The organism is Streptomyces sp. NBC_00539 (assembly GCF_036346105.1).
Taxonomy (GTDB): Bacteria; Actinomycetota; Actinomycetes; order Streptomycetales; family Streptomycetaceae; genus Streptomyces.
Genome location: NZ_CP107811.1, coordinates 5330770 through 5343943, shown reverse-complemented (window position 1 = coordinate 5343943; position 13174 = coordinate 5330770). Strand labels below are relative to the sequence as shown.

Annotated in this window: 14 protein-coding genes; 5 read left to right on the top strand and 9 right to left on the bottom strand. The window is 72.1% G+C overall.

Annotation, left to right across the window (positions count from 1 at the left end; translation table 11 throughout):
• Positions 1-13: 13 nt before the first annotated feature.
• The 6 genes from OG861_RS23970 to OG861_RS23945 form a co-directional block, all read right to left on the bottom strand.
• Positions 14-700, bottom strand: coding sequence for a lysoplasmalogenase (locus tag OG861_RS23970; RefSeq protein ID WP_329194176.1), 687 nt, complete (start codon positions 698-700; stop codon positions 14-16).
• Positions 697-1569, bottom strand: a complete 873-nt coding sequence (locus tag OG861_RS23965) for a sterol desaturase family protein (protein WP_329194178.1) — start codon at positions 1567-1569, stop codon at positions 697-699. Before OG861_RS23965 ends, OG861_RS23970 begins: the two co-directional genes overlap by 4 nt.
• 162 nt (positions 1570-1731) lie before the next feature.
• The gene (locus tag OG861_RS23960; protein ID WP_329194180.1) at positions 1732-2952 is read right to left on the bottom strand and encodes an amidohydrolase family protein; all 1221 of its coding nucleotides are present in this window, start codon (positions 2950-2952) and stop codon (positions 1732-1734) included.
• Positions 2949-4235: an amidohydrolase family protein gene (locus tag OG861_RS23955; RefSeq protein ID WP_329194182.1), complete on the bottom strand. Its 1287-nt coding sequence runs from the start codon at positions 4233-4235 to the stop codon at positions 2949-2951. Before OG861_RS23955 ends, OG861_RS23960 begins: the two co-directional genes overlap by 4 nt.
• Before the next feature lie 19 nt (positions 4236-4254).
• Positions 4255-5139: an SDR family NAD(P)-dependent oxidoreductase gene (locus OG861_RS23950; protein ID WP_329194183.1), complete on the bottom strand. Its 885-nt coding sequence runs from the start codon at positions 5137-5139 to the stop codon at positions 4255-4257.
• Between the two features lies 1 nt (position 5140).
• Complete coding sequence (locus OG861_RS23945; protein ID WP_329194185.1) at positions 5141-5938, bottom strand: acetoacetate decarboxylase family protein; 798 nt, start codon at positions 5936-5938, stop codon at positions 5141-5143.
• A 110-nt stretch (positions 5939-6048) separates the two neighbouring features.
• On the opposite strand from OG861_RS23945, the gene OG861_RS23940 reads away from it, so the two are divergent.
• From OG861_RS23940 to OG861_RS23920, 5 genes are all read left to right on the top strand, one after another.
• Entirely contained in the window at positions 6049-6744 is a 696-nt protein-coding gene (locus OG861_RS23940) for a TetR/AcrR family transcriptional regulator (RefSeq protein ID WP_329194186.1), read from the top strand.
• A 282-nt stretch (positions 6745-7026) separates the two neighbouring features.
• Entirely contained in the window at positions 7027-8004 is a 978-nt protein-coding gene (locus tag OG861_RS23935) for a DEDDh family exonuclease (protein ID WP_329202091.1), read from the top strand.
• 64 nt (positions 8005-8068) lie between these two features.
• Positions 8069-8329 carry a hypothetical protein gene (locus tag OG861_RS23930; RefSeq protein ID WP_329194187.1) on the top strand — a complete coding sequence of 87 codons (261 nt, stop codon included), beginning with the start codon at positions 8069-8071 and terminating at the stop codon, positions 8327-8329.
• 48 nt (positions 8330-8377) lie between these two features.
• Complete coding sequence (locus OG861_RS23925; protein WP_329194189.1) at positions 8378-9166, top strand: SURF1 family cytochrome oxidase biogenesis protein; 789 nt, start codon at positions 8378-8380, stop codon at positions 9164-9166.
• Between the two features lie 10 nt (positions 9167-9176).
• The gene (locus OG861_RS23920) at positions 9177-9932 is read left to right on the top strand and encodes an SDR family oxidoreductase (RefSeq protein ID WP_329194190.1); all 756 of its coding nucleotides are present in this window, start codon (positions 9177-9179) and stop codon (positions 9930-9932) included.
• Positions 9933-10032: 100 nt separating this feature from the next.
• On the opposite strand, the gene OG861_RS23915 is transcribed toward OG861_RS23920, so the two are convergent.
• The 3 genes from OG861_RS23915 to OG861_RS23905 all read right to left on the bottom strand — a co-directional run bounded on the left by OG861_RS23915 (position 10033) and on the right by OG861_RS23905 (position 13136).
• Complete coding sequence (locus OG861_RS23915) at positions 10033-10812, bottom strand: enoyl-CoA hydratase/isomerase family protein (protein ID WP_329194192.1); 780 nt, start codon at positions 10810-10812, stop codon at positions 10033-10035.
• A 118-nt stretch (positions 10813-10930) separates the two neighbouring features.
• Entirely contained in the window at positions 10931-11152 is a 222-nt protein-coding gene (locus OG861_RS23910) for a helix-turn-helix domain-containing protein (protein ID WP_005319113.1), read from the bottom strand.
• 385 nt (positions 11153-11537) lie between these two features.
• Entirely contained in the window at positions 11538-13136 is a 1599-nt protein-coding gene (locus OG861_RS23905) for an ABC-F family ATP-binding cassette domain-containing protein (protein ID WP_190181943.1), read from the bottom strand.
• Positions 13137-13174 lie beyond the last annotated feature (38 nt).

Here is a 13174-nt window from a genome sequence, read left to right as displayed (position 1 = left end):
CGATCAGGTTGGTTCAGTCTTGTATGACTGACCCACCGTACGCCTGCCGGGAGGCGAGCGCGCCCGTGGCCAGCAGGTACTGGGCGGCGAGGTAGGTGGCCATGATCCACAGGTCCGGTCGGGGCGGCTGCGGCCAGTCGGCGACGCCGGTGGCGATGAGGGTGTCCGAGAGCAGGAACAGCGCCCCGCCGATCGCCGCGCGCGTCCCGAGGGCGCTGGAGCGGTAGGCCATCGCGGTGAGCAGCAGGCTGTACCCGGCGACGGGCACCCTCAGGTCGCCCGGAAGGTCGCTCCAGAGCAGCGCGACCGTGGCGACGAGCGCGGCGGCGTACGCGCCCCCGAGCGCGGGGTGCGTCCTGCCCCTGCCGAAGAGCAGGAGGTAGCAGACGTGCCCGGCGGCGAAGGAGCCCATGCCGATGAGGAAGGCGGGCCCGGCGTCGAAGAGCAGCGCCAGGTCCCCGCCCCACCCGAACAGCAGGGCCGCGACGAGCAGCCGGGGCGCCCCTCGGGTGACCACGTGGGCGACGAGCAGCGGCATCAGCAGCGGCTTGGCGAGGACGTGCCCGAGGTGCCAGCCGGCGAGCAGCGAGGCGAGGTCGAGCACGCCGGCGGCGGCGAACGCGGCGAGCAGCACCCGCCCGCGGGTGTCGTCCGGTACGGGGTGCGCCCAGGAGGGGGTACGGGACTCGGTGGCGCTCACGCGGCCTGCTCCGCCGCGGCCTTGGCGGGCTCGGCGGCCGGGGCGGGCTGCCAGCCGGGGCCGCGGAAGACCCGTCCGGCGCGCTCGCGCCAGCTGCGGGCGGCGCGGACGTCGCGGGCGATGGCGGCGTACTCGTGGGTGGCCACGCGCAGCGGGTTGAAGGTGTTGATGTTCTTCGTGAGCCCGTAGACGGGCCTCTCGCCCTCCCCCACCCAGGAGCCGAACATCCGGTCCCAGACGATCAGGATCCCGCCGTAGTTGCGGTCCAGGTAACCGCCTTGGGAGGCGTGGTGGACGCGGTGGTGGGAGGGGGTGTTGAAGACGTACTCGTAGGCCCGCGGCAGCTTGTCGATGCGCTCGGTGTGGACCCAGAACTGGTAGAGCAGGTTGATGCCGTAGCAGAACGGGATCACGGCCGGGTGCACCCCGAGGGCGACCATCGGCAGGTAGAACCACCAGGTGGTGGCGCTGGTCCAGGGCTGGCGCAGGGCGGTGGTGAGGTTGAACCGCCGGCTGCTGTGGTGGACGACGTGGCAGGCCCACAGGATCCGGATGACGTGGTGGCCGCGGTGCTGCCAGTAGTAGAGGAAGTCCTGGGCGAGCAGCATCAGCGGGACGGTCCACCACAGGAACGGCACGCGCAGCGGGGTCAGTTCGTAGACCGCCGTGAAGACCGCGACGACCGGGAGCTTCCAGAGCAGGTCGAACCCGATGCTGCCGAGACCCATGGCGATGCTGGTGGCCGCGTCCTTGGCCTCGTACCCGGCGGCGTCCTCGTCGGGATGGAGCCGGTAGCTCACCAGCTCCACGACGGTGAGCAGCACGAAGGCGGGTATGGACCACAGCACGACATCGGGCAGGTTCGGCATGCCCGCACCATAGAGGCGCCCCCACCGCCGCCGCTAGGGGTTGTTACCGATCGGTATCCATCGCGGTTACCCGGGGTACCCCTTACGTGGGTCCACGGCGGCGGACCGCCTCCCGTGGAGCGGATCACGGACCTGCCGTGAGCCGCCCCGGGAGGGGTCGCGTCACCAGACGCGGACCGAGGCCCCGCGGGCGAAGGCGGGGCTGGTGGCCTGTGGGGGGATTTCGGTGAGGGGTTCGGCGGTTTCCGAGACGAGGGGGCCGTGCTCCGCCGCCAACGGGTCCAGCAGCTCCAGGTCGAACCCGTAGACGCGGGCCGCGTTGCCGCCGACCATGGCGGCGACCTCCTCCCTCGGCAGGCCCGCGTAGGCGATGCGCAGGCCCTCGCGGGAGAAGGGGGTGGTGCCCTCGTCGTGGGGGTAGTCACTGCCCCACATGATCTTGTCGAGGCCGATCCGCTGCCGCAGCGGGACCTCGTGGGGACGCATGAAGCTCGCCCCCACGAAGCAGTTGTCCCGCCACACCTCGCTCGGGCCCTTGCCCATGGAATCCGCCAGGCCCGCACCGAACTTGGCCTCCGCCGTGGCCGAGGCGGCGACCAGCCGGGCGTGGTAGTAGTCCAGCATGTCCAGCACGCCCGGGATCCAGCCGGAGCCCTGCTCCGTCAGGACCAGCTTGAGACCGGGGTGGCGGCGGAAGGCCCCGCCGAAGACCAGGTGCCACAGGGCCCGGTGCGAGAACCAGGTGGTCTCCACCATGAAGACGGCCCTGGCGGCCGGTTCGTCGCCGAGCGGCGGGGACGCCGAGCCGCCGTGGTGGTTGACCGGGACGTCCAGTTCGTCGCACACCGCCCAGATCGGGTCGTAGGCCGAGGAGTAGAGCTCGGGGACGGTGGAGCCCGGCGGGACGCCCGGGAGGAGGATCCCGCCCGTGAGGCCCGCCGCCCGGGTGCGGCGGATCTCGCGCACCGCCTCGTCCACGTCGTTGAGCAGGATCTGGGCCACCCCGGCCCGCCGGCCCGGGGCGTCCGCGCAGAAGTCGGCGAGCCAGCGGTTGTGGGCCTGCAGGCCCGCCCAGCGCAGTGCGTACTCCGCGGCCGTGGGCGGCTGGGCCATCAGGGAGGTCTTGGGGAAGAACGGCGGGATGGTGTTGGGGAAGACGACCTCCGCGACGATGCCGTCCGCTTCGAGTTCGGCCACGCGCCGGGCCGAGTTCCAGTTGCGGTCGGCGGTGTCGGCGAGGAGGTCCTCGTACGGGTTGACGTAGGTGGCTGCCCAGGCGTCGAACTCGTCGTGGTGGCGCTTCTCCAGGTACGGCTTGTAGTCGAGCAGGTCGGCGCCCGCGTGGCAGTCCGCCGAGATGACCGTGTAGCGGTCCTGCGTCATGACGAGACCCCCAGCGACGGGAAGTCGTGGCCGGTCAGCCAGTGCCGGCCCACCTCGCGGGAGCCGGCCCAGGAGGCCTCCACCGCCGCCTGGTCGGCGCTCTGGCCGAGCTCCGCGGGGGTCGGGCCGATCCGCCGGGCGAGGGGGGCCAGCTCGGCGGTGTCGAAGCCGAAGACCTCCGCCGCGGCCAGGCCCAGCATCCGGCGGCTCTCGCCGACCGGGATGTCGTGGAAGGTGTTCCGCAGCCAGTTCCGGGTGTCGGGCCAGGTGCCCTCGGGGTGGGGGAAGTCCGAACCCCACAGGATGTTGTCCACGCCGATCTCGTAGCGCTGGGCCAGCTCGCGCCGCTTGGTGTTCGTCGCGCAGACGAAGACCTGCCGGTCCAGGTACTCGCTGGGCGGGCGTTTCAGCTCCGCGAACGGGGAGAGCTTCTTGCCGCCGTGCGCCCCCAGGTAGAGCCGGTCCATGAACCACAGCTGGTTGGGCAGCCACCAGCAGCCCGACTCCGCCACGCCGAACTTGAGCCCGGGGTGCCGTTCGAACACCCCCGACCACAGCAGGAACCACAGCGGGCGGGCCGGCCACCAGGTGACCTCGGAGACGTAGATGCCGAGGTGGTCGCCGTACTCGTGCCGGGGCGCCGCCCCCGAGTGGGTGACGACCGGCATCGCCGTCTCGGCCGCAGCCGCCCAGACGGGGTCGTAGCGGCGGTCGTGGTAGGGCGCCCGGTCGACCCACATGGAGGGGATCATCAGTGCTCCGAGCCCGGACTCCTTCGCCCGGTGGATCTCCGCGACGACCTTCGCCGGCTCGCCGGTGATGGGCAGCAGGGCGACGCCGCAGTGCCGTTCGGGGTGTTCGGAGACGAACTCCGCCAGCCAGCGGTTGTGGGCCTGCGCGCCGGCCATGCCGAGCTCGGGGTCCTGGTCGCCGGAGAGGCCGAGGCCCACCCCGAAGGGGGCCGCGGTCCGGCTGTCGACCGCGTCCGCGTCGGGGAAGACGACTTCGGCGGCCACCCCGTCGCCGTCGAGTTCCTTGAGCCGCTGCCCCACGTCCCAGCCGCCCCTGAGGCCTTCCTCGTGGTCGTAGAACCACTTCTCGGCGAAGGCGTCGTTGCGCACCCCGAGCCGGGTGGCCTCCTCGCGGCGGGCGCCCTGCTGTCCGAGGAACTCGTCGAACTGCGGGTGGAAGCGGGAGTCGAGGTAGGGGCGGTAGCGCTCGGTGGGCAGTCCCGCGTGGCAGTCGGAGGAGATGATCAGGTACGGGTCTTCGTACGCGTTCACGGCAGGGCTCCTCTGCTCCTCAGTCGAGGATGAAGCTTTCGAGGTAGGCGGGGTTGGCGCGGTCGAGCATCGACTGCGAACGGGCGCGGATCTGCCGGTCGCTGTGCTCGCCGGCCGGCAGCATCCAGAACCGGTCGGCGCGGATGCCGTCGACCACGTGCTCGGCGACCTCCTCCACCGGGGTGAACCGCACCTCGTGGCCGGCCCGTTTCATCGCGGCCTCGTAGTCGTGGAGGCTGCGGTACGGGGTCTTGCGCGGCCGCTGCTTCGCGTAGCGTTCCGGCCGGTTGCGGTGCGACTCCCACAGGCCGGTGCGCAGCATGTGCGGTCCGGGGAAGAGGACGGAGGCGCCGACGTCGGCGCCCTCCGCCTTGAGGTGGGCGTACAGGGACTCGGTCATGGTGACCACTGCGGCCTTGGTGACGGCGTACACGGAGGCGGTGGGCAGCGGGGCGATCCCGCCGTCGCCGGAGCTGGTGTTGACGACGTGCCCCGGGGCGCCGCCCGCGATCATGCGGGGGACGAAGGCCTGGATGCCGTGGAAGACGCCCCAGACGTTGACGGCGAACGCCCATTTCCAGTCGTTGGGCTCGTGCTCCCACATCCGGCCCTCGGCGCCGGAGCCGACGCCCGCGTTGTTGCACAGGACGTGCACGGCGCCGAAGGTGTCGTAGGCGGCGTCCGCGAGGGCGACGACCGCATCGCGTTCGCTGACGTCGACCTGCCTGGCCAGCACCTCCGCGCCTTCGGCGGTCAGTTCGGCGGCCGCCTCGCGCAGGGCGCCCTCCTCCACGTCGGCGAGTACGACCCGCAGTCCCTCGGCGGCGAAGCGGCGGGCCATGGCGAGCCCGATGCCGCCGGCCGCGCCGGTGACGACGGCGACCTGTCCCGGTTCGAGGTGCATCTCACACGCTCCCCTCGGGCGGCCCGTCGAGTACCTGGAGCGGGTCGTCGTAGCGCTGGTGGATGTACGGGAGGAGGGCCTGGGCGCTGACGCGTTCGGCGACCCGGCCCTTCTGGTCGGTGGTCTTCTCGCCGATGGTCAGTTCCACGATGCGGCGTACGGGCAGGTCGGCCACCGGGTCGAACATCGACTCGCGCAGCACCACGTCCCCGGTGAGGTGTTCCAGCCTGCGGACCTTCTCGTTGCGCGTGCAGTGCACGAGCACCGGGTCGGCCTCGAAGCCCGAACCGTCGACGGCGGGGAGGAACTTGAAGTAGAAGTCGGTCTTGACGGTGGGCCCGGGCAGCGGGAGGGCGCCGTCGACGGCCCCGCGCACCTCCACGAAGGCGATGCCGTGCCGGGCGAGGGAGGCGCGGACGACCAGGCCCTCGCGCTCGACGGTGACCTCGCCCAGCTTCTTCGGTTCGCCGAACACCTCACGGCCGCCGACCAGGGCGCGTTCGTGGGTCATCGGCATGACGAGCGGGTACCAGCCCTCGACCTCGCCGTGGCGGGCCGCGACGGCCACCGAGCCGGCGCCGAGCGGGTAACCGGGCAGGTCGACCTTGCTGATGTTGGCCCGTACCAGGGGTCGTTCGGCGGGCTTGAGCGGGGGCGGCAGGACCGCCGCGACCACGTCCGGGTCGCTCTCCCAGACGGCCACCACACCGGTGGACCAGATGTCGGGGAGCTTGGCGCTCTTCTCGCGCGACGCCGTGATCTCGGCCCCGGTCCGCGCTCCGTACCGTACGCGTGCCATGTCTCGCACCACCTCTCGGTCGGGTCTGTAACACAGTTACACCGCGGACGATGAAGGGTAAAGACCCACGACCGCGACAACTGACGGACCGACAGATTGGCGGCGCATCCATGGCGCGAAGCGCGCTGACCCGCGAGGAGGTACTGGACGCGGCCGCGTCCCTGGTCAGACGGCACGGCCCGGCGGCCCTCACCATGCGGGGGCTGGCCGCGGAACTCGGCACCGCCGTCACCTCCATCTACTGGCACGTCGGCAACCGCGAATCGCTGCTCGACGCCCTCGTGGAGCGCACCGTGCTGGAGATGGGTGCGATCAGGCCCACGGGCCGCACCCCGGCCGAGCGGATCGTCTCCGTGGCCCGGCTGCTGCGCCGCGAACTGCGCGGGAGGCCGCACCTGATCGCGATGGTCCACGAACGCGGGCTGACGGAGCGGATGTTCCTCCCCGCCCAGCAGGCCCTCGTGCAGGAGGTCCGCGCGGCCGGGCTGCGCGGGGCCCGGGCCGCCGACGCGGTGCGCGCCGTCCAGTTCCAGATCGTCGGCTTCCTGCTGGTGGAGCGCAACCGCGAACGCTCCCCCGCCCAGTCCCCCGACGAGGGGCAGCTCTGGGGCCCGGCCGCGGCGCCCGGCGACCCGGCGCTCTCGCGCGCCCTGGCCCGCCCGCCGGATCCGGAACGGCTGTTCCTGCTGTCCGTACGGGCTCTCGTCCAGGCCCTGTTGGCCCCCGGCGCGGCCTCGCCGACGGGCCGTGCCGGCGCGCCGCCCGCACACCGTCCGCGCCTGCCGGACCGGCCCGCGCCCGGGTGATCCGCCGGCAGCCGAGGGGCCGACCGCTCACTGCCGGCCTTCTTTTCCGCCTTGTCCCCCGTCTTGTTTCCCCGGCTTGTTTGCCCGCCTCGCTGCCCGCCTAGGTGCCCGACGACGGGTCCGCCTCGTCCGCCACGGCCGGCCGGGGCGGCGCCGGCCGCGCGGGCCGGCCGCCCGCTGCGGCGACCTCCTCGGCGGGCCGCAACGAGCGGCGGGGCGCGGTGGCGGACGGCCGGTGAAAACCCGTCGGGCCCCGGGTGTCGGTCCGTGCCGATATCCTCTGTGACCATGCTCGACGACCGAACGACCGCAGAGACGATGTGGCCGACCGCGTACCCCCAGGGGTACGCGGTCGTCGACGTGGAGACCACCGGGCTCGCTCGCGACGACCGGATAGTCTCCGCAGCCGTCTACCGGCTCGACGCGCAGGGCAACGTGGAGGACCACTGGTACACCCTGGTCAACCCGCGCCGGGATCCGGGGCCGGTGTGGATCCACGGTCTGACCAGCGACATGCTCCAGGACGCCCCGCTCTTCGAGGACATCGCCGAGGAGTTCTCCGGCCGCCTGGAGGACCGGGTGCTGGTCGCGCACAACGCCATCTTCGACTGGCAGATGATCGCCCGTGAGTACGCCCGGGCCGCCGCGGCCGCGCCGGTCCGTCAGCGGCTGTGCACGATCGCGCTGTCGAAGGAGCTGAACCTTCCGCTGCCCAACCACAAGCTGGAGTCGCTCGCCGCGCACTTCGGCGTGGTCCAGCAGCGCGCCCACCACGCCCTCGACGACGCCCGCGTCCTCGCCGAGGCCTTCCGTCCGTCGCTGCACGCCGCCGCCCGGGACGGCGTACGGCTGCCCCTGCTGGAATGCCGCCCGCTCACGGAGTGGTCGGACTCGCCCGCCGCGCCCCGCATCGGCTACCAGGGCCCCTTCGGGGCGACGAGCTGGCGGCCCTCCCGCAAGCGCCCGCCGTGCCCGTACCCCAACCCGGGCCGGTTCCAGGACGGCGAGCCGCTCAAGCAGGGCATGCGGATCGCGTTCTCCGGGGACACCTCAGTGGACCGGGAGCTCCTGGAGGACCGTGCGGTCGAGGCCGGTCTGCACGTCGCGACGAGTGTGTCGCGGCTCACGAGCCTCCTGGTCACCAACGACCCCGATTCGGCGACCTCGAAGACCGTGAAGGCGAAGTCCTTCGGAACGCCGGTGGTCGACGAGGCGGCCTTCACCCAGCTCCTGAGGGACGTGGCTCCGGCAGACGGGTGACCCTCGCACGACTCGCCACGCGCCCTCTTCCCCGAGCCCGCCGTCCGGTCCCACCCTGTGGCGCATGGCCCGTTGCGAAGTATGCGGAAACGATTACGACCTGGCGTTCTACGTGGAGACCCAGGACGGTGCGCGGCACGTGTTCGACTCCTTCTCCTGTGCCATCCACCGGATGGCGCCCATCTGCGAGCACTGTCGGGTGCAGATCATCGGACAGGGCGTCGAGGCGGACGGCCACTGGTACTGCGGAGCGCACTGCGCCCGGGCGGAGGGCAGGGCCGGGATCGTCGACAAGGTGGGCAGCGCGGCCGGCTCCCCGGGATGACGCCACCCGGCCGCCGCGGCCTTCGCGGGTGGGGGTACCGTCGTGGGCGTGTACCGCTTTGTGCTGACCCGGCAGTGGGTGTGCCTCACCCTCATCACCCTCGCCCTCATCCCCGTGATGATCAAGCTGGGGTTCTGGCAGTACCACCGCCATGAGCACCGGGTCGCGCAGAACGAGCTGATCGCGAGGAACCTGTACGGCAAGCCGGTCCCCGTGAGCGAGCTCACCTCACCCGGCCACGTCGTCCCGAGGAACGACTACTGGCGCGCGGTCTCGGCCACCGGTACCTATGACTCGGCGCACGAGGTGGTCGTGCGGATGCGCACCTCCAACGACGACAAGGTCGGCTTCCAGGTCGTCACCCCGCTGGTGCTGGACGACGGCCGGGTGGTGCTGGTCAACCGCGGGTGGGTGGCGGGCGGCGAGGACTCCCGCGCGTACCCGCCGGTGCCGGCCGCGCCCACGGGCGAGGTGACGGTCACCGGGCGGCTCAAGGCGGACGAGACCAGCGGGGACAGCGGCATCAAGGACCGCAAGGGCCTGCCGGAGCGCCAGGTGATGCTGATCAACAGCACCCAGCAGACGGCGTACGTGGGCCGGCCCGTGCTCGGCGGCTACCTGGAGCTCACCGCCCCCGCCCCGGCGGGCGGCAGCCCGGAGCCGGTCGCCGAGCCCGACCACGATTCGATCGGCCCGCACATGGCGTACGCCGTGCAGTGGTGGCTGTTCGCCGCGGCGGTGCCCGTGGGGTGGGTGATCCTGGTGCGCCGGGAGAAGCGGGACCGTGACGAGGCGTCGGCCAAGGCCGCCTCGGAATTGGCGACCGCCCCGGCGTAGCGTGTCCGGCATGGATCTTGGACTTGAGGACCGTGTCTACATCGTCACCGGAGCCACCCGCGGCCTCGGCTACGCCTCCGCCCGCGAACTGGCCGCCGAAGGCGCGAAGCTGGTCGTCACCGGCCGGGACCAGGAGCGCGCGACGTCCGCCGCCGCCTCCCTGGGACCGAACGCGGTGGGCGTCGCGGCGGACAACTCCGACCCCGGCGCGGCCGCGCGGCTCGTCGCCACCGCCGTGGAACGCTTCGGCCGCCTCGACGGCATTCTCATCAGCGTCGGCGGTCCCGCTCCGGGCGCGGCGGCGGACAACACCGACGAGCAGTGGTCGGCCGCCTTCGAGTCGGTCTTCCTGGGCGCGGTCCGCCTCGCCCGGGCAGTGGCGGCCGAGCTGGGCGAGGGCGGGGTCATCGGCTTCGTGCTCTCGGGCTCGGTGCACGAGCCGATCCCCGGCCTGACCATCTCCAACGGCCTGCGCCCGGGCCTCGCCGGCTTCGCGAAGTCCCTGGCGGTGGACCTGGGCCCGCGGGGCATCCGGGTCATCGGGCTGCTGCCCTCGCGGATCGACACGGACCGGGTGCGGGAGCTGGACGGCCTGTCCGGTGACGCGGCCGCGGCACGGGCGGCGAATGAATCGCGCATCCCGCTGCGGCGCTACGGCACGGCCGAGGAGTTCGGCCGCACGGCGGCGTTCTTCCTCTCCCCGGCGGCGTCCTACCTGACGGGCGTCATGCTCCCGGTCGACGGCGGCGCTCGCCACGGCTTCTGACGGCGCCCGCGACCGGCGTCAGGTGACCCGGCTCGCGCACGCGCGGAGCCCCTCCGCCGCCCGGAGGACGCGGTACGCCGGGCGGCGGAGGGGTGGCAGGTCAGTCGGAGAGGCCGGCCAGGTCGCGCAGACGGCGGGCCTGCGCCGCACGTTCGGCGCTGCGCTGGGCGTCGTAGGGGCGTGACGTGGCGTCGCGGAGCAGCGCCTTCGTCTCGATGACGGCGTCGCGCGGCGGGGCCAGCAGCGCCGTCGACAGGTCCTGGACGGCAGCGTCCAGCTCGTCCACGGGGACCACGAGGTTCGCCAGGCCGACCCGTTCGGCCTCCTCGGCATGCACGAAGCGGCCCGTCGCGCAGATCTCCAGCGCGCGGGCGTAGCCGACCAGCGAGGTCAGCGGCTGGGTCCCGGCCAGGTCGGGCACGAGGCCGAGGCTGGTCTCGCGCATGGCGAACTGCACGTCGTCCGCGACCACGCGCAGGTCGCACGCGAGCGCGAGCTGGAAGCCGGCGCCGATCGCGTGCCCCTGCACGGCGGCGACGGAGATGATGTCGTTGCGCCGCCACCAGGTGAACGCCTCCTGGTACTCGGCGATGGTCCTGTCGAGCAGTTCTTCCGAACCGCGCGCCAGATCGAGGAAGGACGGCTCACCCTCGAAGCCTTCGGGCGTGAACGCCTGGCGGTCGAGTCCGGCGGAGAAGGACTTGCCTTCGCCGCGAAGCACGACGACCCGGACATTGCCCGGCAACGACCGTCCGGCCTCCGCCAAAGCCCGCCAGAGCGCGGGGGACTGAGCGTTTCGCTTGGCCGGATTGGTCAGTGTCACCGTGGCGACCGTGTCGTCCACGGTGAGCCGTACGCCGTCCTTGTCGAGCAGAGCCATCTCGGTGCCTCCGGTGTGCAGCGGCCGGCAATCCCGGCCTAAGTGACTGCACAGTAACCACCCAGTCGGCCACACGGCCGACCGGGGGCCACCGAAGAACCGTCCGTGACGGCCAGGGTCAGGCCGAGGCCGCCTTCTTGCCGCGCGTCGCGCCGCCGCGACCGCGCAGCACGACTCCGGACTCGCTGAGCATCCGGTGGACGAATCCGTAGGACCGGCCGGTCTCCTCGGCCAGCGCCCGGATACTCGCACCGGAGTCGTACTTCTTCTTCAGGTCTGCCGCGAGCTTGTCGCGCGCGGCGCCGGTTACCCGGCTGCCCTTCTTCAGAGTCTCGGCCACCCGTGCCTCCTCATGGGAAGTGCGCTCTGGACTTCTCATGATCACCCCTCTCCGCGATCCTGGCCACCCATTCAGCAAGGTCGGTACGACGGCATTTGCCGAGGAGTGGACGCACGAGCAGAGCGGAATCTCGCGTTCCGCCGCATGACCTCCGTCACACTCCCCCGCCCGCGCAAGGAATCACCAGGTCAGGGGCAGGACGCCGAAAACCGGACGGGCCCCGGTCGCGTACCCCAACGGGCACGGCCGGGGCCGTCGTGGCGGTGCGGCGGTATGAGACCGCCTCACTCAGATGATGGATCACGCGTGGGCCGAATGATCCATAAGGAACTGGATCACGCCAGGAGGGGGACCGTGGAGGGCCCGCGCGGGGCCCCCGCGCGCACTAGGCGAGGGCCACGAGGTCCCGGTAGTCCGGGCCCCACAGGTCCTCCACGCCGTCCGGCAGCAGGATGATCCGCTCCGGCTCCAGGGCCTCCACCGCGCCCTCGTCGTGCGTGACGAGGATGACCGCACCCTTGTACGTCCGCAGCGCGCCGAGGATCTCCTCGCGGCTGGCCGGGTCGAGGTTGTTGGTGGGCTCGTCGAGCAGCAGGACGTTCGCGGAGGAGACGACCAGGGTGGCCAGCGCCAGACGGGTCTTCTCACCGCCGGAGAGCACGCCCGCCGGCTTGTCCACGTCGTCGCCGGAGAACAGGAACGAGCCCAGCGTCTTGCGGACGGCCACCAGGTCCAGGTCGGGCGCGGAGGAGCGCATGTTCTCCAGGACCGTGCGCTCGGGGTCGAGCGTCTCGTGCTCCTGCGCGTAGTACCCGAGCTTGAGGCCGTGACCGGGGGTCACGGTGCCGGTGTCCGGCTTCTCGGTGCCCGAGAGCAGGCGCAGCAGCGTGGTCTTGCCGGCGCCGTTGAGGCCGAGGATCACGACGCGCGAGCCCTTGTCGATGGCCAGGTCGACGTCGGTGAAGATCTCCAGCGAGCCGTAGGACTTCGACAGGCCCTCCGCGGTCAGCGGGGTCTTGCCGCAGGGCGCCGGGTCCGGGAAGCGCAGCTTGGCGACCTTGTCGGAGACGCGGACGGCCTCCAGGCCCGACAGCAGCCGCTCCGCCCGCTTGGCCATGTTCTGCGCGGCGACGGTCTTGGTCGCCTTGGCGCGCATCTTGTCGGCCTGGGAGTTGAGGGCCGCGGCCTTCTTCTCGGCGTTCTGGCGCTCGCGCTTGCGGCGCTTCTCGTCGGCCTCGCGCTGCTGCTGGTAGAGCTTCCAGCCCATGTTGTAGACGTCGATCTGGGCGCGGTTGGCGTCCAGGTAGAACACCTTGTTGACGACGGTCTCGACCAGGTCGACATCGTGGGAGATCACGATGAATCCGCCGCGGTAGTTCTTGAGGTAGTCGCGCAGCCAGACGATCGAGTCGGCGTCGAGGTGGTTGGTGGGCTCGTCGAGGAGCAGGGTGTCGGCGTCCGAGAAGAGGATCCGGGCGAGCTCGACGCGGCGGCGCTGACCGCCGGAGAGGGTGTGCAGGGGCTGGCCGAGCACCCGGTCGGGCAGGCCGAGGGCGGCCGAGATGGTGGCGGCCTCCGCCTCGGCGGCGTAGCCGCCCTTGGTCAGGAACTCGGTCTCCTGGCGCTCGTACTGCTTCATCGCCTTGTCGCGGGTGCCGCCGGAACCGGTGGCGATGCGCTCCTCGTTCATGCGCATCTTCTTGATCAGCACGTCGAGCCCGCGCGCGGAGAGGATCCGGTCGCGGGCGAGTACGTCGAGGTCGCCGGTGCGCGGGTCCTGCGGCAGGTAGCCGACCTCGCCCGAACGGGCGATGGAGCCGGCGGCGGGCTGGCCCTCGCCCGCGAGGCACTTGGTGAGGGTGGTCTTGCCCGCTCCGTTGCGGCCGACCAGGCCGATGCGGTCGCCCTTGGCGACACGGAAGGAAGCGGACTCGATGAGGACGCGGGCGCCGGCGCGCAGCTCGATGCCGGTGGCGGTGATCACGGAAATACTCCAGGGCGGTGGGGACGGCGGAAGGGGGG

Coding starts and splice junctions, on each gene's coding strand:
- OG861_RS23965 (WP_329194178.1), bottom strand. CDS start 1,569: ATGCCGAACCTGCCCGATGTCGTGCTGTGGTCCATACCCGCCTTCGTG.
- OG861_RS23960 (WP_329194180.1), bottom strand. CDS start 2,952: ATGACGCAGGACCGCTACACGGTCATCTCGGCGGACTGCCACGCGGGC.
- OG861_RS23950 (WP_329194183.1), bottom strand. CDS start 5,139: ATGCACCTCGAACCGGGACAGGTCGCCGTCGTCACCGGCGCGGCCGGC.
- OG861_RS23945 (WP_329194185.1), bottom strand. CDS start 5,938: ATGGCACGCGTACGGTACGGAGCGCGGACCGGGGCCGAGATCACGGCG.
- OG861_RS23940 (WP_329194186.1), top strand. CDS start 6,049: ATGGCGCGAAGCGCGCTGACCCGCGAGGAGGTACTGGACGCGGCCGCG.
- OG861_RS23930 (WP_329194187.1), top strand. CDS start 8,069: ATGGCCCGTTGCGAAGTATGCGGAAACGATTACGACCTGGCGTTCTAC.
- OG861_RS23920 (WP_329194190.1), top strand. CDS start 9,177: ATGGATCTTGGACTTGAGGACCGTGTCTACATCGTCACCGGAGCCACC.
- OG861_RS23915 (WP_329194192.1), bottom strand. CDS start 10,812: ATGGCTCTGCTCGACAAGGACGGCGTACGGCTCACCGTGGACGACACG.